Origin of the sequence: Yersinia mollaretii ATCC 43969, from assembly GCF_013282725.1 — a bacterium.
In the GTDB taxonomy this organism is placed as follows: Bacteria; Pseudomonadota; Gammaproteobacteria; order Enterobacterales; family Enterobacteriaceae; genus Yersinia; species Yersinia mollaretii.
In genome coordinates this window covers 2,068,990-2,090,975 of sequence record NZ_CP054043.1, presented here as the reverse complement: position 1 = coordinate 2,090,975, position 21,986 = coordinate 2,068,990, and the positions used below count along the sequence as shown (strand labels likewise).

Sequence of the window (21,986 nt, the reverse complement as noted above, 5' to 3'; positions counted from 1 at the left end):
AGCTGGTGCGGAATATATATTTTTACACGGCGGTTTGGAAGATAACGCCGTCAGCTTTTTCAGTATATTGGCTCAACTGATCAAAGTTCAGGTAGCGATAAGTATCCTCAGCGGTCTTATCAACCTGAGCCATATAAGTTTGGTATTCATCAGGTGTCGGCAGACGCCCAAGCAGCGAGGCTATCGCGGCCAGTTCAGCCGAAGCGAGATAAACATTTGCCCCCGTTCCCAAGCGGTTCGGGAAGTTACGGGTGGAGGTAGAAACCACCGTCGCACCGTCAGCCACTCGCGCTTGGTTACCCATGCAGAGTGAACAGCCGGGGATCTCAATGCGCGCACCACTGTTGCCAAAGATGCTGTAGTAGCCCTCTTCGGTCAGTTGCGCGGCATCCATTTTAGTCGGCGGTGCCACCCACAAGCGGGTTGGCAACTGACCTTTATGCTGATTCAGCAGCTTACCTGCCGCACGGAAGTGACCAATGTTGGTCATGCAAGAGCCGATAAAGACTTCATCAATTTTGCTGTTGGCAACATCAGATAACAGGCGAGCATCATCAGGATCGTTTGGCGCACACAGGATCGGTTGAGTGATATCAGCCAGATCGATTTCGATCACGGCGGCGTACTCGGCGTCGGCATCACCTTCCAGCAGATTCGGGTTCGCCAGCCAGCTCTCCATGCCATTGATGCGGCGCTCCAGTGTCCGGCGATCGCCGTAGCCTTCAGCAATCATCCACTTCAGCAGCACCACGTTGGATTGCAGGTATTCGGTAATCGGCGCTTTATCCAGTTTGATGGTACAACCGGCCGCAGAACGTTCTGCGGAGGCATCCGCCAGCTCGAATGCTTGCTCAACTTTCAGCTCTGGCAGACCTTCGATCTCCAGAATTCGGCCAGAGAAGATATTCTTCTTGCCCTGCTTCTCAACCGTCAGCAAACCTTCCTGAATGGCGTAGTAAGGGATGGCATGAACCAGATCACGCAGGGTGATACCCGGTTGCATTTCACCTTTAAAGCGCACCAGCACGGACTCAGGCATGTCTAGAGGCATCACACCTGTTGCGGCCGCAAAGGCCACCAAGCCAGAACCCGCCGGGAAGGAGATACCAATCGGGAAGCGGGTATGGGAGTCACCGCCAGTACCAACAGTATCCGGCAACAGCATACGGTTCAGCCATGAGTGGATGATGCCATCGCCCGGACGCAGCGATACACCGCCACGGTTCATAATGAAGTCAGGCAGTGTGTGATGGGTGGTCACGTCAACTGGCTTAGGATAGGCCGCCGTATGACAGAATGACTGCATCACCAAATCAGCCGAGAAGCCCAGACACGCCAAGTCTTTCAGCTCATCACGGGTCATCGGGCCAGTGGTATCTTGTGAACCGACCGAGGTCATTTTAGGTTCGCAATACTCACCCGGACGCACGCCAGTGACGCCGCAAGCGCGACCGACCATTTTCTGTGCCAATGAGAAGCCTTTGTTGCTTTTGGCAACCGGCTTCGCCACGCGGAACACTTCGCTCACGGGCAGACCCAGTGATTCGCGGGCTTTGGTGGTCAAGCCACGACCCACGATCAGCGGAATACGACCACCGGCACGGACTTCATCCAGCAGCACGTCAGTTTTCAGCTCGAAGGTGGCTAAAATCTCCCCGGTATCATGGCGGCGAACTTCCCCCAGATACGGGAAGATATCAATCACGTCGCCCATATTCAGGTTAGCAACATCCACTTCGATCGGCAGTGCACCCGCATCTTCCATGGTGTTAAAGAAGATAGGCGCAATTTTGCTGCCCAGTACCACACCGCCGCCGCGCTTATTCGGCACGTAAGGGATGTCGTCGCCCATAAACCACAGCACGGAGTTGGTGGCAGACTTACGGGAGGAGCCGGTGCCGACCACGTCACCGACATAAGCCAGCGGGAAGCCAATTTTGTTCAGCTCTTCAATCTGTTTGATTGGACCAACACTGCCCGGCTTATCAGGGTGAATGCCTTCACGGGCATTTTTCAGCATCGCCAGCGCATGCAGTGGGATATCAGGGCGCGACCAAGCATCAGGAGCCGGAGACAAGTCATCGGTGTTGGTCTCACCGGTCACTTTAAAGACGGTAACCGTGATTTTCTCTGCCAGTGCAGGGCGGGAGAGATACCATTCGGCATCGGCCCAAGATTGCATCACTTTCTTGGCATGGGGGTTACCTGCTTTGGCTTTCTCCTCCACGTCGTAGAAGTTATCAAACATCAGCAAAGTGTGAGACAGCGCTTTGCCCGCAATCGGAGCCAGCTTTTCATTATCCAATGCATCAATCAGCGGATGAATATTATAGCCGCCCTGCATGGTGCCAAGCAGTTCAATCGCTTTTTCAGCATTAATCAGTGGTGAGTGGGCTTCGCCCTTGGCGATGGCCGCTAGAAAACCGGCTTTTACGTAGGCTGCTTCATCAACACCGGGTGGTACACGGTTGATCAGCAGATCGAGTAGAAATTCTTCTTCGCCCGCAGGCGGATTTTTTAATGATTCAACCAGCGCGGCCATTTGTGATGCATCTAATGGCTTGGGGACGATACCCTCAGCAGCACGCTCGGCTACGTGCTTACGGTATTCTTCTAGCACGACTCTCTCCTCGCTTTAATTATCATATATTTTGCCAGGCTATCTGTTGCCACCAGCCATCATCACTGAGGCAGTAAGTGTAGGGTAAGACGCCCAGTTTCGCTCAGCCAGCATACCAGTATTTGAACTCAGTGTTAATTCGTTCACATAAAAGCAACATTAAATTTTTGCTGAATCGTTGTGCGCAGAGCATTCACCTGAACTATTGATAACCGCTCTCAACTCGCCCGTCGCAACAGTGTTTTATCAGCAAAACGGATCCACATAATAACCATAGCTAATGAATGGATACCATCTCTCTCTCAGTATCTCGTGCTTTCGGTTGGACTTTTAGGGCGAGGAGTGACGAATAGAAGATATTATGGCGATAAATGAAACAGAAACAGCCGATAATGACTGTTTCTGTTTTGACGAAAACCCAATGCCCAAAATAATTGGGGTTGCAGGTAGGCACTAACCCCCCTGCGGCCCCAAGTATGCAGGGGATTTAGAATTGGGTATTCAAGCTCACAAAGAATGTCCGCCCCGGCTCATTGTAGGTTGCCGCCCCAGCGCCGGCGATACCCGCGACACTCTGGGCATTCCCCGCACGGAACTGGCGTTTGTCGAACAGGTTTTCAATCCCAGTGGTCACGCTGACATTCTTGGTCACGGTGTAGCTGCCACTCAAGCCAAAGATGGCATACGGGCTGACTTCATTAAGCGCCGTGCCTGTGACTGGCAGCCCCTGATAGTCATATTTCTTCGGTTTCTGGCGGCCATACCACGTCACGGTTGAGAGCAGTGAGAAATCTTCCGTGGCCTGCCAGCTCACTGAGCTGTTCAAGGTAAACTCTGGGGTGATCGATAAGTAATCGCCAGTGGTTTTATTCTTCGATTCAAGCATATAGGTCAGATTGCTGCTCCACTGTACCGTTTCGGTCACAGGCACAGTCAGGTTACCTTCTAGCCCTTCAACCAACGCCTTAGGCACGTTTTCCCACTGGAAAATATCGGAGTTAGCATACGCGCCGCTCCCACCGCTGGCGGTGCCCAAAGAGACCAGACCCGGCTCAATTTTATTGCGGTAGTCATTACGGAAATAAGTGACACCGGCAATAATGCCGTCATTGTTATGGAACTCAAAACCAATCTCTTTGTTGACACTGGTTTCCGTTGACAGTGAGTCATTCCCCATCAGGTAGCAGCTACCGCCACCGCCATAGCAGCCCTGACCACGGCTATATAACAAGTAGTTAGGGTTAGTTTGGTAGAGGTTGGGCGCTTTATAGGAGCGGGCAATCCCCATTTTCATGGTGAAGTAATCACCCAGTTCCTGCGACAAGTTCAGCCCAGGGCTCCAGTTGCTGCCTGCGGTACTGTGATGATCAAAACGCAGTGCTGGGGTGAGCATCGTGGTATCAGTCAGCTCGATGTTATCTTCGACAAACAGCGAGGCGATTTGCGCCGAAGTGCGGGTATCGCGCCCGGTTCCGGTCAGGCCGCTCACATTGCCGCCCTCGGTGGTGGTTTGGGTGTTGGAGGTGGGATCATTCATTTTCTGATCATTCCACTCCGCGCCCACCGTCAGTACCTGATTGACGCCCCATTCAAATGGCACGTTAACTTCGGAGTGAGCCAGATAATTATCCAGTGTGATGGTGCTGAAATTGTTATTGGAGAATATGCCCTCCGTCCCGCCCGCCAGTCCTTCATTGATCCGCGAGTTGCGGGTCTCTTCATACTGGATATAAGAGGTTGAACTCACGCCGTTATCCCAAAAACCACGGTGGGTTACCGAGAAGTTTTCGCGGTACATGCGGTTAGTTTCAGCGCCGTATAGGCTGCGAACAATGGCGTTACTGTTGGTGTTTTGTGTATCACCGGCATAAATGTTGCCCTGACGGCTATAACCCGCCTCAAACTCCAGTGATTGGCCCTTGGCGAAGTCCCAACGCAATAAGCCATTGATATCTTTATTGCGTACCCCTTCACGGCCCGCTGGCAAGGTGCCCACCTGATTACCGGTTCGGGCTGATTCATGGCCTAAGTTGATATCCCAGTCATCGGCATCCGTTTTATTGTAGCCGCCGTATAAGCGGAAACTGACGGAATCACTTAGCGGTCCCATCAAGCTGAAGTCGGTACGACGAGTCGCCCCCTCTTCGCTGTGCTGTGGCTTATTCATGTAAGCATTCCAGCTACCGTGCAGCTCTTTGTCCGGCTGTTTAGTGATAATGTTCACCACGCCACCCGCCGCCCCGTTGCCGTAACGCGCGGCTGCCGGCCCACGTAGCACTTCGATTTTTTCAACCATATTCGCCGGAACCCAGTTGGTATCACCACGGGTATCACGTTCGCCACGCCAGCCATAGCGCACCGCATTTCGGCTCGAAATCGGCATCCCATCGACCATAATCAGGGTGTTTTCCGGCCCCATGCCACGAATATCAATTTGGCGATTATTGCCGCGCTGGCCGCTGGCAGAGTTACCTGAGAGATTCACGCCGGGCATGGTGCGGATAATTTCCGACAGATCATTCGCCGGAGGGCGTTTGCGAATATCTTCTGCGGTGATCGTCGAGGCACCCAGTGCTTGACGGACTTGCTGCTGAGCGGTCACCACTAGCGTATCGCCCGTGGTGGCCTTATTATCAGCGGCCGTCGTTGTTGTCGCAGAGTCGGTTTCCTGCGGCGCTGCCGTGGGTGACGATTGAGCTGGCGCGGTGTCAGATGCCGTTTGGCTGGTGACTTGAGTTTGCGCCCAGAGTGGTGTTGAGAGACAAATGCTGATCAGACTCGCTAAGGTCGTTAGCGAGCGCCCTTGCCATTTTACGTTCATTAAACTTTCCCCGATGCAAAAGCCCACAGCAAATGTCAGCAGAGGAAAATCTCTACCAATCTATTCATGGGGCAGCAAAAACGAACAAGATTGATAATTATTTTCATTATCAATTCATGCTGCCAATTGTTACATTTGCAATCAAAGAAAAGGTTTGTTTAAACGGCAAAGCTGTTTGTTGTAAAGTCAATGTTGCCATCAGGTCAATCGAGTCATCATGTCAATGTCAGTGGAGAGCCATCATGCCGGCAGTGAAGAAAAATAAGTTACGCAATGTCTCCCCCTCATCCAAACCGATTTATCGTGACCAAATTATGCAGCAATCGAATTTGGTCGCCAGCGACTATCAGTTGAGCGGGGCGAAGTCATTGCCCACTGACCCGGTGTTATTTGGCGATTTTCAGGTATTGCGCCTCAATCCACATCTCATTTTACATACCGCTAATGTCACCAATCTCTATGACATCAAGACACAAAATCAGCTCAATCCGGCGCTAAAACTGGCGATTGTAGTCAATGGCAGCGCACATATCTCCTTTGGGGGTAAGCAACTGCATTTGCAGGAAAAAGGCGATGCCTCGCTGGTATCACTCACCGAAAGCACCCTCTTTACCCGCCACGGCAAAAATAACAGTCACGAGCGCACCCTAACACTGACTTTTGACCGCGAGTGGCTGTATGGCGATTTGCTGCCACAGGATGGCGCGTGGGACACACTCTACAACTTTACTCAGCAGCATCTGGCGATCCATTTATGGCAGCCCTCGGTGCAGGCGCGGGCTATCGCCCAGCAAATTGCCAGCGCCCCCCCTTACAACACCCCGCTGGCGCGTTTGCGCTGTGAAACGCAATGCATCGGCTTGATTATTGAAGCTTTTAGTTCACTGGAGCAACAAGTCCAGCAACGGAATAGAGTGGTCTTGCGGGGGCTAAATCGGATTCAACAAGTCCGTGACTGGCTGGAGAGTGGTGAGGCTGACCATCTATCCATGAGTCAGTTGGCTCAATCCATCAATATGAGCCCAAGCACCTTGCAGCGGCGTTTTCGTGAGAGTTATCACATCACGGTATTTGAGTATTTACGCCATTGCCGATTGAAGCGCGCCATGCTGGCGTTGAAAAAAGAGGGGGTCAGTATTGATCAAGCGGCGACCATTGCGGGATATACCAGCCCGGCTAATTTCGCCACAGCGCTACGTCGCACCTTTAATATCTCCCCCAGCCAGTTACGAACGGGGCACTACCTTGATCTGTAAAACCGCCTGAACACTCGCTTTTAAGCCAAAAAAACGGCCCCTGCAAAGGAGCCGCTTCAATTTTTACACTTAAAAACTCTGCTTCAGCAAAAAGAGCTTATTTCTTTTTCGCTTTCGGATTCGGCAAGTCGGTAATGCTACCTTCGTAGATTTCCGCCGCCAGACCCACAGATTCATGCAGTGTTGGGTGAGCATGGATGGTCAACGCGATATCTTCCGCATCACAACCCATCTCGATTGCCAGACCGATTTCACCTAACAGCTCGCCGCCGTTAGTCCCGACAATAGCACCACCGATGATACGGTGAGTCTCTTTGTCGAAGATCAGTTTAGTCATACCATCTGCACAATCAGAGGCGATAGCACGGCCCGATGCCGCCCACGGGAAGGTGGAGGTTTCGTAGCTGATGCCTTTCTCTTTCGCTTCTTTCTCAGTCAAGCCTACCCATGCGACTTCAGGTTCAGTGTACGCAATGGATGGAATCACTTTCGGATCGAAGTAATGTTTCATGCCCGCGATAACTTCAGCGGCAACATGGCCTTCGTGAACACCTTTGTGTGCCAGCATTGGCTGACCCACGATGTCACCGATAGCAAAGATGTGTGGCACGTTACTGCGCAGTTGCTTATCCACGTGGATAAAGCCACGTTCGTCAACTTCAACGCCCGCTTGGCCCGCATCCAGCAACTTACCATTCGGTACGCGGCCGATAGCCACCAGAACCGCATCATAGCGTTGTGGTTCTGCCGGGGCTTTTTTGCCTTCCATCGTGACGTAGATACCATCTTCTTTGGCTTCTACCGCAGTCACTTTGGTTTCCAGCATCAGGTTGAACTGCTTGCTGATACGTTTGGTGAAGACTTTCACCACGTCTTTATCAGCCGCTGGGATAACCTGATCCGCCATTTCGACGACATCAATTTTAGAGCCGAGCGCGTGATAAACAGTGCCCATTTCCAGACCGATGATCCCGCCGCCCATCACCAACAGACGCTCAGGAACAGTTTTCAGTGCCAATGCGTCAGTTGAGTCCCAAACACGTGGGTCTTCATGAGGAATGAATGGCAGTTGGATTGGACGAGAACCAGCAGCAATAATCGCGTTATCGAAGGTGATCGTGGTTGGGCCATTTTCGCCTTCAACCACTAAGGTGTTCGCGCCGGTAAATTTACCAAAACCGTTAACCACTTTGACTTTACGGCCTTTAGCCATACCTGCCAAACCACCAGTTAACTGATTGATCACTTTCTCTTTCCAAACACGGACTTTATCAATATCAGTTTTAGGCTCGCCAAAAACGATACCGTGTTCAGCCAGTGCTTTGGCTTCTTCAATCACTTTAGCGACGTGCAACAACGCCTTGGAAGGGATACAACCCACATTCAGGCAAACGCCACCGAGCGTAGAGTAACGCTCAACCAGAATGGTTTCTAAACCTAAATCCGCGCAACGAAAAGCAGCAGAGTACCCTGCTGGACCTGCCCCAAGTACCACGACCTGAGTTTTAATTTCAGTACTCATCATGACCTCTTAATTGTTTGTCCGGCGGATCAGACACCATTTTTTAGGCTAATTAATTGCATAACGCCCGCATCCACCGTGACGCTTGCACCGCGTGCAGTTTACAGAATTGTTAATAACCTGAAAAGCCGCATCACGTGACGAGGGTCTCAACAACCTTGTCGACTTATGTAAAAACAAGGCCGGCGCGAGGCCGGCCTTAGCGATTACATCACCAGACGGCGAATATCGGCCAGCATGTTATTGATGATGGTGATAAATCGCGCACCATCAGCACCGTCAATCACACGGTGGTCGAAGGAGAGTGACATCGGCATCATCAGACGCGGCTGGAACTCTTTACCGTTCCAGACTGGCTCTATCGCAGACTTGGAGACACCCAAGATAGCCACTTCCGGCGCATTAACAATCGGCGCGAAGTGAGTTGTCCCGATACCGCCCAAGCTGGAGATGGTGAAGCAACCGCCCTGCATTTCGCCAGCGGTCAGCTTGCCATCACGAGCTTTCTTGGAGATAGCCATCAGTTCACGGGACAGTTCAGTGATGCTTTTCTTGTTCACATCCTTGAATACCGGAACTACCAGACCATTTGGCGTATCTACCGCGACACCGATGTTGATGTACTTTTTCAGCGTCAGCTTCTGACCATCTTCTGACAGTGAGCTGTTGAAACGTGGCATCTGCTCGAGAGCAGCAGCAACAGCTTTCATGATGAACACCACCGGGGTGAACTTCACGTCCAGCTTACGCTTGGCAGCTTCGTCATTCTGCAGCTTACGGAACGCTTCCAGATCGGTGATATCGGTTTTGTCGAAGTGTGTCACATGAGGGATCATGACCCAGTTGCGGCTCAGGTTCGCACCAGAGATTTTCTGGATACGGCCCAACTCGACCTCTTCGATTTCACCAAATTTGCTGAAATCGACTTTCGGCCAAGGCAACATGCCCGGCAAGCCACCGCCTGAGACTGCCGGAGCAGATTCAGCGCGTTTCACCGCATCTTTCACGTAAGCCTGAACGTCTTCGCGCAGGATACGGCCTTTACGACCGGTGCCTTTGACTTTCGCTAGGTTAACGCCGAACTCACGAGCCAAGCGACGGATAACCGGAGTCGCATGCACGTAAGCATCGTTCTCGGTAAATTCGCCTTTGCTCTCTGCTTTCGCCGCAGGGGCTGCTGCTGGAGCCGCCGCTGGTGCTGTCGGAGCCGCTGCTTGTGGTGCTGGAGCCGAAGCTGCCGCAGGGGCTGCGCCTTCCACTTCGAAGACCATGATCAGAGAGCCGGTTTTCACTTTGTCGCCGGTGTTGATTTTAATCTCTTTCACGATACCGGCGAAAGGCGCAGGCACTTCCATGGAAGCCTTGTCGCCTTCAACGGTGATCAGTGATTGTTCAGCTTCAACTTTATCGCCGACTTTCACCATCACTTCGGTCACTTCAACTTCGTCGTCACCGATGTCTGGGACTTCAACATTCTTCGCCGCCGATGCCGCTGGCGCAGCAGGCGCTGCCGCCGGTGCTGGTGCTGCCGCCGGTGCTGGTGCTGCCGCTGACTCTTCTGCTTTAGCCGGTGCCGCTGAGGCACCTGCTGCTTCAAAGATCATCATCAGTTTGCCGGTGGCTACTGTGTCGCCCACCGCAATTTTGATCTCTTTAACCACACCCGCCTGCGGTGAGGGGACTTCCATAGAAGCTTTGTCGCCTTCAACGGTGATCAGCGACTGTTCCGCTTCAACGGTATCGCCCACTTTCACCATGATTTCGGTGACTTCAACTTCGTCCGCACCGATGTCCGGTACATTGATTTCGATAGACATGTGTTCTTTACCTCTTATGCCAGACGCGGGTTAACTTTATCGGCGTCGATACCAAATTTAGTAATTGCTTCTGCAACTACGCTGGTGTCGATGTCACCGCGTTTAGCCAATTCACCCAGTGCTGCAACCACAACGTAAGAAGCATCAACTTCAAAGTGGTGACGCAGGTTCTCACGGCTGTCAGAGCGGCCGAAACCATCGGTACCCAGAACGCGGAACTCGCTGGCAGGAATAAAGTTACGAATTTGTTCAGCAAACAGCTTCATGTAGTCAGTAGAAGCCACTGCTGGTGCATCGTTCATCACCTGAGCCACATAAGGAACACGTGGGGTTTCTGTTGGGTGCAGCATGTTCCAACGCTCACAATCCTGACCATCGCGGGCCAGTTCAGTGAAGGAGGTGACGCTATAAACATCAGAACCGACGCCGTAGTCGTTAGCCAGAATCTGAGCAGCTTCACGAACGTGGCGCAAGATGGCACCCGAACTCATCAACTGCACTTTGCCTTTGCTACCTACAACAGTTTCCAGTTTGTAGATACCTTTACGGATACCCTCTTCTGCGCCCTGCGGCATGGCTGGCATATGGTAGTTTTCGTTCAGCGTGGTCAGGTAGTAATAGACGTTTTCCTGCGCTTCGCCGTACATACGTTCCAGACCATCATGCATGATGACAGCAACTTCGTAAGCGTAAGCGGGATCGTAAGAGATACAGTTCGGGATAGTCAGTGACTGAATATGGCTGTGACCATCTTCATGTTGTAGACCTTCGCCGTTCAGGGTGGTACGGCCTGAAGTACCGCCTACCAAGAAGCCACGCGCCTGTTGGTCACCTGCCGCCCAGCACAGATCGCCGATACGTTGGAAGCCGAACATGGAGTAGTAGATGTAGAACGGGATCATTGGCAGATCGTTGGTGCTGTAAGAAGTCGCCGCCGCCAGCCATGAAGAAGCCGCACCCAGTTCGTTGATCCCTTCTTGCAGGATCTGGCCTTTTTCGTCTTCTTTGTAGTAAGCAACCTGTTCGCGGTCTTGCGGGGTGTACTGCTGACCATTCGGGCTGTAAATACCAATCTGACGGAACAGACCTTCCATACCGAAGGTACGGGCTTCATCGGCGATGATTGGAACAATGCGATCTTTGATCGACTTGTTCTTCAGCATCACGTTCAGCACACGCACGAAGGCGATAGTGGTAGAGATCTCTTTGTTCTGCTCTTCCAGCAAGGAGCTGAAATCTGACAAGGCAGGGATTTCCAGCTTCTCGGTGAACTTAGGCATACGGGTTGGTACATAACCTTCCAGCGCCTGACGACGTTCGTGCAGATATTTGTACTCTTCTGACTCTTTATCGAAGGTGATGTATGGCAGTTTTTCGATATCAGCATCAGCAACCGGCACATTGAAACGATCGCGGAAGTGGTGAACCCCTTCCATGTTCATTTTCTTCACCTGATGGGCAATGTTTTTGCCTTCAGCTGTCTCGCCCATGCCGTAACCTTTGATGGTGTGGGCTAGGATAACAGTCGGCTTGCCAGTGGTTTCTTGTGCTTTTTTCAGTGCAGCAAAGACTTTCTTAGGATCATGACCGCCACGGTTCAGAGACCAGATCTCTTCGTCGCTCATGTCTTTCACTAATGCAGCCGTTTCTGGGAAGCGACCAAAGAAGTGTTCGCGCACATAAGCGCCATCTTTGGATTTGAAGGTCTGGTAGTCACCATCCAGTGTTTCGTTCATCAGTTGGATCAGTTTACCGCTGGTATCTTTACGCAGCAGCTCATCCCAACGACCACCCCAAATCACTTTCAGAACTTGCCAGCCAGCACCACTGAAGATACCTTCCAGCTCATTAATGATTTTGCCGTTACCGGTAACTGGGCCATCAAGGCGCTGCAAGTTACAGTTGATAACGAAGACCAGATTATCCAGTTTTTCACGGGTGGCGATGGTAATCGCACCTTTAGATTCTGGCTCATCCATCTCGCCGTCGCCCAAGAAGGCGTACACGGTCTGTGCTGAAGTGTCTTTCAGACCACGGTGAGAGAGATATTTCAGGAATTTAGCTTGATAGATGGCACTGATTGGGCCAAGACCCATCGAAACGGTTGGGAACTGCCAGAATTCAGGCATCAGTTTCGGGTGCGGGTAAGAAGAGAGACCTTTACCGTGAACTTCCTGGCGGAAGTTATCCATCTGTTCTTGAGTCAAGCGGCCTTCAAGGAAGGCACGGGCGTAAACGCCTGGAGAGATGTGGCCCTGGAAGTAGACCAGATCGCCGCCATCTTTTTGGGTACGAGCGCGGAAGAAGTGGTTGAAGCACACTTCGTAGAAGGTAGCGGAAGATTGGAAGGATGCCATGTGGCCGCCTAAATCCAGATCTTTCTTCGACGCGCGCAACACGGTCATCACGGCATTCCAACGGATAGCAGAGCGAATACTGCGCTCCAGTTCCAGGTTGCCAGGGTAAGCCGGTTCTTCTTCTACTGGAATTGTGTTGATGTAATCACGGCTAGCGGAACCAGCTGCAACACTCACACCACCTTTACGGGCTTCGCCCAACACCTGATCAATCAGATACTGAGCACGCTCAACACCCTCTTCACGGATAACCGATTCAATCGCCTGTAACCAGTCGCGAGTTTCGATCGGATCCACGTCATTATTTAAACGTTCTGACATGGTGGTATTCCTTATCTGTTTCTAATGGTTTATTTGGAGCCTATCTTCCTGTGCTTTAACTCAAGGCTAAAGCACGTGCCCTGGTGAAAACACCGGAAGATAGGCCCATCAGTTTATCCCCGTCATACTTCAAGCTGTAGGGGCGCTGGCTGCACTCTCTCCCCCCAGTCACTTACTCAAGTAAGCTCCTGGGGATGCATTCCCTTGCCGCCTACCTACAACTCGAATTATTTTGGGTTATAGTTGCCGCTAATGATTCTCAAATGAGAATTCAGAAAAAATTATTGGGGTCTTGCTAAGGCGCAACCCGAATGATTCGTTTCTAATCCTTGCGCTGTTGGAGCCGACGCAAAGATCGCTCACGGCGACTGTGCTCCCGACTGAGATCCAACAGGATTTCCTCAATAAACGCCAAGTGACGGTGTGAAGCTTCGCGGGCCTTCTCTGGCTCGCGTGCCACAATCGCCTCAAAAATCCCGGCGCGGTGACTGCTCACCGTTGCCAGCATTTCGCGGCGCGAGTAAAGCAATTCAAAGTTTTGTTTCACGTTTTGTTCGAGCATTGGCCCCATGCAGCGCAGTAAATGCAGTAAAACCACATTATGCGCGGCCTCTGTGACCGCCACTTGATACTGCATAACCGCATCGGCCTCAGCATCTAAATCGCCGCTGTCTTGGGCTTGCTGAATAACAGTATGGCACTCACGGATACGTTGAAGGTCTTCATCAGTCCCGCGCAGGGCTGCATAATAGGCAGCAACACCTTCGAGGGCGTGACGGGTTTCTAGCAGATCGAATTGTGCTTCGGGATGGTCGGCCAGCAGTTCAGCCAGCGGATCGCTAAAACTTTGCCACAGATTGGTTTGCACAAACGTACCACCACCCTGACGACGCAGCAGCAGACCTTTCGCTTCTAAACGCTGGATAGCTTCTCGCAGAGAGGGTCGGGAAACATCAAATTGCTTCGCCAACTCACGCTCGGGCGGTAATTTCTCACCCGGTCGTAGCGTCCCTTCCAAGATCAGGTGCTCGAGCTGTTGCTCGATAACATCTGATAATTTGGGCTGACGGATTTTGTTGTAGGCCATATTTTCTGTAAGTCGCGCTGTAAGCCGTATTGAGTGAATCGTCTCTGCGAGTAGCGCGGAGTCAATTGGTAATACCAATTCAAAAAACGTGACGATAAAGTAACAAAGTATTCACTACCTGTCCATACGGACCTTGACCAAAATCATGAAACCCAGCACATTTTAACAACTTCATCAATAATGTGATGCAAAGTGATAACGTACCGTTGGTAATACCATTACCTGACACAAGCGAGTTTTAACTTTTATGAAACGGGTATTTAGGCAAGCTGAAGCGATATAGTGATTTTATTTATGAATTTTAACTCATTATTTATGAATATTAATTCACGCGCTAACAAGAAAAATCTGGCCCCTCCTTCTCCCCTATCAGAGCACTGGCATGACCATGATAAAAATGGCTATTAGGTTATTTTTTGTACTGAAACTGCCCATACTGGCTTCTCCGCAAAACAAGCGCTTGATCAGGCATCAACATTTTTCTTTGCATTTCGACGAAATATTCGCCGGTTAAAATAAAAAGCAGATGCAATAATTCTCGCCTACCACTATTCTCTGTTTAACGGTAGCCAGATAAGCAAATCCCATATGAAGCAACCGTAAACAAAATAATACAAATAATGTAATCAAAAACTTACGCATAGCAAAAGGCACGGGGTTGCCAGCTAGAAGTCACAACGACAGAGGATGCAACGATGAGTGTTCAACAGGAAGGTGCGGAGCTAAAGCGGGGGCTTAAAAACCGCCACATTCAGCTAATCGCCTTAGGTGGCGCAATTGGTACTGGGCTATTTCTGGGTATCGCGCAAACCATTAAAATGGCGGGACCCTCAGTTTTACTGGGGTATGCGATCGGCGGTTTTATCGCGTTTCTGATCATGCGCCAGTTAGGTGAAATGGTGGTCGAAGAGCCGGTAGCCGGTTCGTTTAGCCACTTTGCGTACAAATATTGGGGTAATTTCGCGGGCTTTGCATCTGGTTGGAACTACTGGGTGCTATATGTGTTAGTGGCGATGGCCGAACTGACTGCCGTCGGTATCTATGTGCAGTACTGGTGGCCGGAGATCCCGACTTGGGTCTCGGCTGCGGTCTTCTTCCTTGCCATCAATGCCATCAATCTGGCCAACGTCAAAGTCTATGGTGAGATGGAGTTCTGGTTTGCCATTATTAAAGTGGTCGCCATTATCGCCATGATTCTCTTCGGTGGGTGGTTATTACTGAGCGGGCAAGGTGGCCCAGAAGCCACAGTAACCAACTTGTGGGCGCAAGGGGGCTTCTTCCCCAATGGCATCATGGGCTTGGTGATGGCAATGGCAGTGATCATGTTCTCCTTCGGTGGCCTTGAGTTAGTGGGTATCACCGCAGCAGAAGCCGAAAATCCAGCCAAAAGCATCCCGAAAGCCACCAATCAAGTTATCTATCGTATCCTGCTATTCTATATCGGTTCTCTGGCTATCTTGCTGTCACTCTATCCTTGGGGCAAAGTGGTCGAAGGCGGCAGTCCGTTTGTGCTGATCTTCCATGCATTGAACAGTAATGTGGTCGCCACCGTATTAAATATTGTGGTACTGACGGCGGCGTTATCGGTCTACAACAGTTGTGTTTACTGCAACAGCCGCATGTTATTCGGCCTCGCAAAACAAGGTAACGGCCCGAAAATACTGTTGAAGGTCGATGGTCGCGGTGTTCCGGTAATTGCCATTGCCGTCTCGGCGTTTGCCACGGCGTTCTGCGTGCTGATTAACTACTTAATTCCGGGTCGCGCTTTTGAATTATTGATGGCGCTGGTGGTCTCCGCACTGGTCATCAACTGGGCGATGATTAGCCTCGCGCACCTTAAATTCCGTGCCGCTAAAAATCGTCAGGGTGTCATTCCCCAGTTCAAAGCCTTCTGGTATCCGTTCAGCAACTATCTATGCTTACTCTTCCTGAGTGGCATTCTGGTCATCATGTATTTCACGCCGGGTATCCAGATTTCAGTGCTATTGATTCCAGCATGGTTACTGCTACTGGCGGTCAGTTATATCCTGAAAAATCGTAGCCAGCGGGTAAAATCTTAATAGCAGAAAGTGATCGGTTATCCTTAGGATTTGACGATAACGCCTCTTACGGGCCAGCCTCCAGTGCTGGCCTGTTCATTGTATTCAGAAAAACAGGGCCGTAGTATGCACTACCGCCCTGTCGTATTTCTAACGAACCCCACTTTTTGTGAAGTATGAATCCTTAATTACTATCTCAGGTGTCTAATCAAGCTGACTAAAAATCCAGCTAATATTACTTACGCTGTATATTAGCCTCAACAAAGTCTTTCTTAGTTCGTCCTAGCCCCTCCCAATAAACAGAGCCAGCTTTATACATTGTTTTTTTACCGAGATACTCCACATCTAGGACTAACTCTACACTATCATTATGGGGATCATAACAATCAGTATGTAATGTTTCAGCAATATAATTTGAACTAGGTGTACTCACCTCATCAAAAGTTTTAAGTATATTCCTGGTAACAATGTCTTTAGGGCTTATGTAGCTGCTACTAACTTTATCGATACGAAGTTTTACTTCCATTCCTTCGAGCAATTGATTATTACCTAAATCAATACCCACACCCCAGTTAAGATTAACATGATGAGTGTCGTTCCAAAATCCGGCGGAAGTCCTGCAATCTTTAACTGATTTCCCTTTCTCATATATACTATGGCCTGATTTCACACGAACTTTATTCCAAATTTCGTCAGGATAAAGCCTTTTCACATCAATAATTTTTGTTTGATCTTGGGAACTTAAGCCTGATGTGCCTTCGGTTTTGACGACAAACTTCCCTCGTTTGCCCACCAAGTTTTTAACATTAGTATCTTCAATAACCGTAGAGCCTGAAGCTAGGTTAGATGTAGATTCTTTTTCAAAAAGTTTACTCCCCGACCCATCCTCAATAAACTGCACAACAACTTTTTTGGGTCCTGCGAACTTACCGGAGCCTGATACTCTCCAATTAACCGCCATTTGGTCACCTTTAAATGCTGGTTTCCACTCAGAAGAATTAGAACCAGATACGCCTTTACTGACTGTGTTGGTACTGCTTATTGAAACACTCGGTTTTTGATAGACTTCAGCCAAGTATTTAGCGCTATTTTCTGCATAGAAATCATTTTTATCTATTTCTATTTTAATATTACTGTCACCGGCTGAAACACCGCTTACACGTCCATTTGAATCAATGTTCATAGCACTTGGATTACTTGAACTCCAGCGTACAGCGCTAGCTGGCAAATCAGTTGGTAAAATTAATGATTGAACATTACTTGGTTTGCTATCTACCGAGTATTGCTTCACTGAAGCATTAAAACTCAACTGTAAATTTGCCTTGTTAATATTTAATACATACTCCGCCTCAGCAGCTTTAAATTGATCAGTCTGTGCTGTTGTCGCTTTAATCGACGTATCACCCGCTTTCAACAATGTAATGTTGCCATTGGCATCCACTTTAGCAACATTCGGTTCAGAGCTGCTCCACTTAAGCTGAGGCTGAGAATTTGCCCAATCAGAGTTACCCACATTAGGCTGTTCTTTTGCAGCAACCTGCCCCCAAGTGACATTGCTAAACCGTTTAGTAAAGTTAAGTTTAGGATCAGCCCGTTCAACCTCAAGCTGATAACTGGCCGTCCCCATCGCATAGGTATTATCCGCCAGCGTGACCGCCGAAATATTCACAACACCCGCTTTGAGTAACTTAATCTCACCCGTAGCCGGATCAATTTTCGCCACATCCGAATTATCACTGTTCCAGTGAGCAATAACACTTTGAGGTAAGCCCTTTAATGCCTGTTTAGCGAATGGTGTTTTTCTATAGGTTTGCTTCTCGTTTTTATTATCAAAACTCAGCTGCGGAATAATATTCCCCACCAGCATTTGTGGTTGCTGAGTTAAATCAACACTATTGATGCTAGCAATGAATGTAGTATTCCCCTTGGTGGTTGATGTCACCTCGGTACTATAAGTCCCATCCCCATTATCCTTCATTGGGTTAACGCTGAATTTTATTCCTGTCAGATTTTGAGTCTCTTTCACATTAACTGTCTGCCCTTTCAATAAGTTGCCAAACTTATCTTTTAAGGTGGCCGTTAACTTAGCCTTAGTCTTGCCACTGGCATCAATACTGTTCACGTCCACCACTAAATCAGATTTACTTGGATCAATATCACCTGCTGTGGTGCTAACATCCGGTGCCGCTTTTTCCACTATGCGGGTCGGTGAACCATTCAGTATCCCGATCTGCGCCTCCATTTTATATTGGCCCAAACGACTAGCGCTCAGCTTGGTTTCAGCTTCACCGGTTGGCCCGGTGTAACTTAAGCTCTTATACTGACCTTCGCCCTGCGTCAAACGCCAGCTAACCGGGAAGTTCTCCAACGGATTGTTGTTGATATCAACAACCTTCGCCGTATAGGTCACCTGATCCGTCTCATCAGCTTTAAAGGTCGTGCGGTTGACCTTATCTGGCTTGATCTCTATCGTGCCCGCCTGAACAGGAGGCGACGTGCCTGTCTGGACGGTAATATTGGCGGTTCCTGCCGTGGTGGAGGTGAAATTGTTTTCGGCGATACCGTGCTCATTAGTGATACTGGTGACGTGCTCTAGACCCGGCGAATTCAAATCACTGACCCAGGTCACTTCGACACCCGGCACCGGATGGCCCAATGCATCAGTCACCAGCACTTCCAGGTGGGTTTTATCCGTCGCATTGGCAGTAATTGTTGGCGTAGAAATAGTAATATTCGCGCTGCCATTAATCGTCGCGGTAGTGGCATCAGCAGATTGGGTAAGAATAATCGGATTCAGTTGAACCCCACGGACAGTTGGGGTTATTTCAAAACGCCCAACCAAATTACCGCTGGTCACCGACGTTTCATAAACACCGGTTTGAATTTCCTGTGCATCAGCAATCACCACTGGCTGGGCGAAACTTCTGGCTCTAGGAACATTGCCAGAGACATCACGCACCGCAAAAGTGATTTGTCTTGCAGCACCACTGACGGCGTTACCGGCATCAGTATTTAATTTAAGTTGCAGTGTACTTCGGCTGGTTGCATTGGCTGGTAATGTGGCAGGGGTTAGCGTGATTGTACTTTTTACAGAATTAATATTCACGCCAGTAACGTAAATATTGGTTGAGTTAGAGACCGAATAATTCCCTTTTTTATCAACCGCACGGCCAGCTAATACATAGGCATTGTCGCCACCATCAATATAGGGCGGGAAGGTAATATGATAAGCCAAATTGCCCTGATCGCTGATGTTCCCGCCAGCATTAATCACATCAGCAGCATCCCACTCAATACGATCTAAGCCATGGCGAGCATTAAAGGTATAATTTATCGGCAATACTTGCTTCTCTTTACCGCTGACTTTTGCCGGTAGATTTAATGTCACGACCTGCTGCTTGCGGTATTCCAACACAATATTGTTATTGCGATCGACTAAATCCATACGGCTACCGGCCAGTGTCCGGGTTGCTTTTACCGCTGCGGGATCTATCTGTTTTTGCCACGGAGTATTAATTTCGTAATTGACGGCTAAATTGACCCCAGTTTTATTTTTCCCACTGTTGCCAATGGTATGTTCGAGCGCTAAATTCACCAACGGGAAAGGGGTATAACTCACACTCGCAGTTAGTGCTGATGGGTTTTTCTGCCGTTCATTAAGGCCAAACAGGGCAACTTCATTGCCGAAGTATTGCTCATACATTAACTTCCCGCCTAACTGCGGATAATAAGGTAAGTAGGCTTCGGTACGAATATCATAACCACTCGCCGCACGCTCATCATAATCTTCAAGTCGAGTGGAGTTTTTCCACCCGCCCAAACGATAATAGCTATTGGCTGATAACTTCACGTAATCCCGCGCCAATTCACCACCAAGCCCTAAGCGCCGATGGGCATTTCCCGATATTTGTTGATCTAGGAAAACGTTATATCCCAACATCCAGTCAGACAAATAGTGGCGCTGACCCAAGCCAATATTCATAATATTGCGTTGGTCTATACGCCGAAAACCAAACTGGCTAAATGCTAATCTCTCAGGCTGATTATAGAGCGGGACAAATAGATGCAATTCTGAACCACTGAAATCATTCTTGTCATCAACCTGTAATTTGACCTGAGCTTTGCCAATATGGCCTAACCACTCCTCGACCGATTTAGCCGTAGAAGATAATAACACTCCCTTAGCTAAACGAGAAAATGCCTCAACCCGGCTCTCGCTGCTCAGGGTACTGCCAATTTGGGATAGATGAGAGGCAACTAAAGAGGCTTGTTGTGTTGCTTTTTGCTCCTCCTCCCGATTTGGGACATAAACAACCGCACCGTATTTGATCGCGTCAAAAGCGACACGATTGTTATATAAATTAATGTTCAATGCCCAAAGCTCATCCACAGATAAGCCATAGCCTGATGCCACCGACTCAAGTGTATCAGTAGCAGTGAGTGTATGAAGCCGCTTAAACAGCGCTGTTTTTTTTGCAATGCCACTGTCCGCATGAGTACTGAAACTCATCGAATAGAGGGGAAGTGTACCCAATAACGTTTGTAAAACTATTTGAAGGTACACCATGACTTTCTTTAGAAAACCAAAGCACAAGTAATGCCTTATGCCTTTTAAAATAGAATCCATTATAATATTCCTGATTTATTATTGGCATAATCTAATACGTATTAAATTCAACGTGAGTTTAAAATAAAAACTAAAAAATAATGAATTCTGTAATTAGACGGTAATGAGCCAATAGAAAAATGATCAGGTTAAATAGTATGAAAAACAGTAAAATTATTAAAAGGAATACATCGGAATTAAGTTGGAATTAATGAAAAATAAGAGTACTAAGGGTTTCCAATTTAAATTCATATATTTTCCAAAAAAGAAAACATCTGAATTAGTCGGACTTTGAATCACAAAACAGCACGAGAAGAAGAAATAGCAACAGTTCATAATAGAGAATCAACTAAAAGGGCAGATAAATTCCGGCGGCTCGATCTGAAACGGTGAGGACAGGCGGAAGAGTAAAACGTCCATATATAGCGCGGCTCGAACCTTCATAGATGCTTATTCTAACAAAGGGAATAAGGCGTCTTTATGAGACGCCTGTTCTCTCTGCCGCTGACACTTTGTCAATAATCTTAGGGCTGATAACTCACTATGAGCCCGACTCTCTAGACCAATGCACCATAAATCGTCAGTAAAGCCACCACCACAATCGTCGCTAACGTCACTTTTCGTGCCAACGAAACAGCTGATCTTGGTGTCTGCACAGGATCTAAATGAGGCTCCCGAGCCAGCGAGTATTGTGCGAGTTTAGTCAACACTTGGTATTGCTGAGAATGGAAATCCCCCAATGAAGCAAACCAAGCAGGTAATGCTTTTTCACCATGGCCCAGTAATGCATAGGCAACACCGACCAACCGCACGGGTATCCAATCCAGCCAATGCAAGATGCGATCAATACCCGATTGAGAGCGCTGTAAAGGAGTATGATGCCGAGCCAACCAAGTCTGATAGCCACGTAACATGGCGTAGCCTGCTAACGCCACTGGGCCATAGTTAACACAGACAACAAACCAGAAAATCGGGGCTAAATAGTAGCGGAAGTTTATCCACAATAGTGCATTTTGTAGGGATTGCAGTCTGGCTTTCTCGCCACTATCGACTGGCAAACCATGAATTAGCGCTAACTCCTCAGCCATTTTATCAGTGGCATGTGCATCACCCTGCCGTGCAGCTTTCAGATACGCGCGATAATGTTTACGTATTCCCCCCGCACCAATACATAACAGGCAAATCAGTATCCAGATAAGTAACGCAGGGAAACCAAATAAGATATTTTTCACCAACTGTAGAATCAGCCATATCAACGCCATCCACACGGCGGTCAGCAAAAGTGTTTGTACTAATGAAAAGTGGCGTAAACGCCCAAATATAACTTCAAGACGGTGATCTAACTGCCAATGTTCGCCCAGTTTAAATAAGCGTTCCCACGCCAGCACCAGCAACAACGTAAACAGTGTCATTAGCTCTTATTCTCCCTTTGCATTTAGCCGCCCTGAAACTGGGCATATGCCTCCCGGCATTAATAAACAAGCATATCAGATGAGGCGGTCAACAGAGGAGTACTCGACAATCAGCCTCTGACTAATAT

Annotated in this window: 10 protein-coding genes; 2 read left to right on the top strand and 8 right to left on the bottom strand. The window is 49.0% G+C overall.

The window, feature by feature from the left end; all coding sequences use genetic code 11:
• Positions 1–22 precede the first annotated feature (22 nt).
• Both acnB and HRD69_RS09235 read right to left on the bottom strand, forming a co-directional pair.
• Positions 23–2,620, bottom strand: coding sequence for a bifunctional aconitate hydratase 2/2-methylisocitrate dehydratase (gene acnB, locus HRD69_RS09240; RefSeq protein ID WP_004875533.1), 2,598 nt, complete (start codon positions 2,618–2,620; stop codon positions 23–25).
• Positions 2,621–3,107: 487 nt separating this feature from the next.
• A complete protein-coding gene (locus HRD69_RS09235; RefSeq protein ID WP_004875534.1) occupies positions 3,108–5,441 on the bottom strand; it encodes a TonB-dependent siderophore receptor in 2,334 nt (777 codons plus the stop codon).
• Between the two features lie 242 nt (positions 5,442–5,683).
• On the opposite strand from HRD69_RS09235, the gene HRD69_RS09230 reads away from it, so the two are divergent.
• Positions 5,684–6,697 (top strand): helix-turn-helix transcriptional regulator, encoded by a 1,014-nt coding sequence (locus tag HRD69_RS09230; protein WP_004875535.1) that lies wholly within the window; start codon positions 5,684–5,686, stop codon positions 6,695–6,697.
• Positions 6,698–6,794: 97 nt separating this feature from the next.
• On the opposite strand, the gene lpdA is transcribed toward HRD69_RS09230, so the two are convergent.
• From lpdA to pdhR, 4 genes are all read right to left on the bottom strand, one after another.
• Positions 6,795–8,219, bottom strand: a complete 1,425-nt coding sequence (lpdA, locus tag HRD69_RS09225) for a dihydrolipoyl dehydrogenase (RefSeq protein WP_161597836.1) — start codon at positions 8,217–8,219, stop codon at positions 6,795–6,797.
• 206 nt (positions 8,220–8,425) lie between these two features.
• Positions 8,426–10,036 (bottom strand): pyruvate dehydrogenase complex dihydrolipoyllysine-residue acetyltransferase, encoded by a 1,611-nt coding sequence (aceF, locus tag HRD69_RS09220; RefSeq protein WP_004875537.1) that lies wholly within the window; start codon positions 10,034–10,036, stop codon positions 8,426–8,428.
• Between the two features lie 14 nt (positions 10,037–10,050).
• Complete coding sequence (aceE, locus tag HRD69_RS09215) at positions 10,051–12,714, bottom strand: pyruvate dehydrogenase (acetyl-transferring), homodimeric type (protein WP_004875538.1); 2,664 nt, start codon at positions 12,712–12,714, stop codon at positions 10,051–10,053.
• Between the two features lie 322 nt (positions 12,715–13,036).
• Positions 13,037–13,801, bottom strand: coding sequence for a pyruvate dehydrogenase complex transcriptional repressor PdhR (gene pdhR, locus HRD69_RS09210; RefSeq protein WP_004875539.1), 765 nt, complete (start codon positions 13,799–13,801; stop codon positions 13,037–13,039).
• Positions 13,802–14,496: 695 nt separating this feature from the next.
• Here pdhR and HRD69_RS09205 point away from each other — a divergent pair.
• Positions 14,497–15,861: an amino acid permease gene (locus HRD69_RS09205; protein ID WP_004875542.1), complete on the top strand. Its 1,365-nt coding sequence runs from the start codon at positions 14,497–14,499 to the stop codon at positions 15,859–15,861.
• A gap of 214 nt (positions 15,862–16,075) precedes the next feature.
• Here the strand turns inward: HRD69_RS09205 and HRD69_RS09200 are convergent, their stop codons facing one another.
• Both HRD69_RS09200 and ampE read right to left on the bottom strand, forming a co-directional pair.
• Entirely contained in the window at positions 16,076–20,467 is a 4,392-nt protein-coding gene (locus HRD69_RS09200) for an inverse autotransporter beta domain-containing protein (protein WP_032814693.1), read from the bottom strand.
• A 536-nt stretch (positions 20,468–21,003) separates the two neighbouring features.
• Positions 21,004–21,858 carry a beta-lactamase regulator AmpE gene (gene ampE, locus HRD69_RS09195; RefSeq protein WP_004875544.1) on the bottom strand — a complete coding sequence of 285 codons (855 nt, stop codon included), beginning with the start codon at positions 21,856–21,858 and terminating at the stop codon, positions 21,004–21,006.
• Between the last annotated feature and the right edge of the window lie 128 nt (positions 21,859–21,986).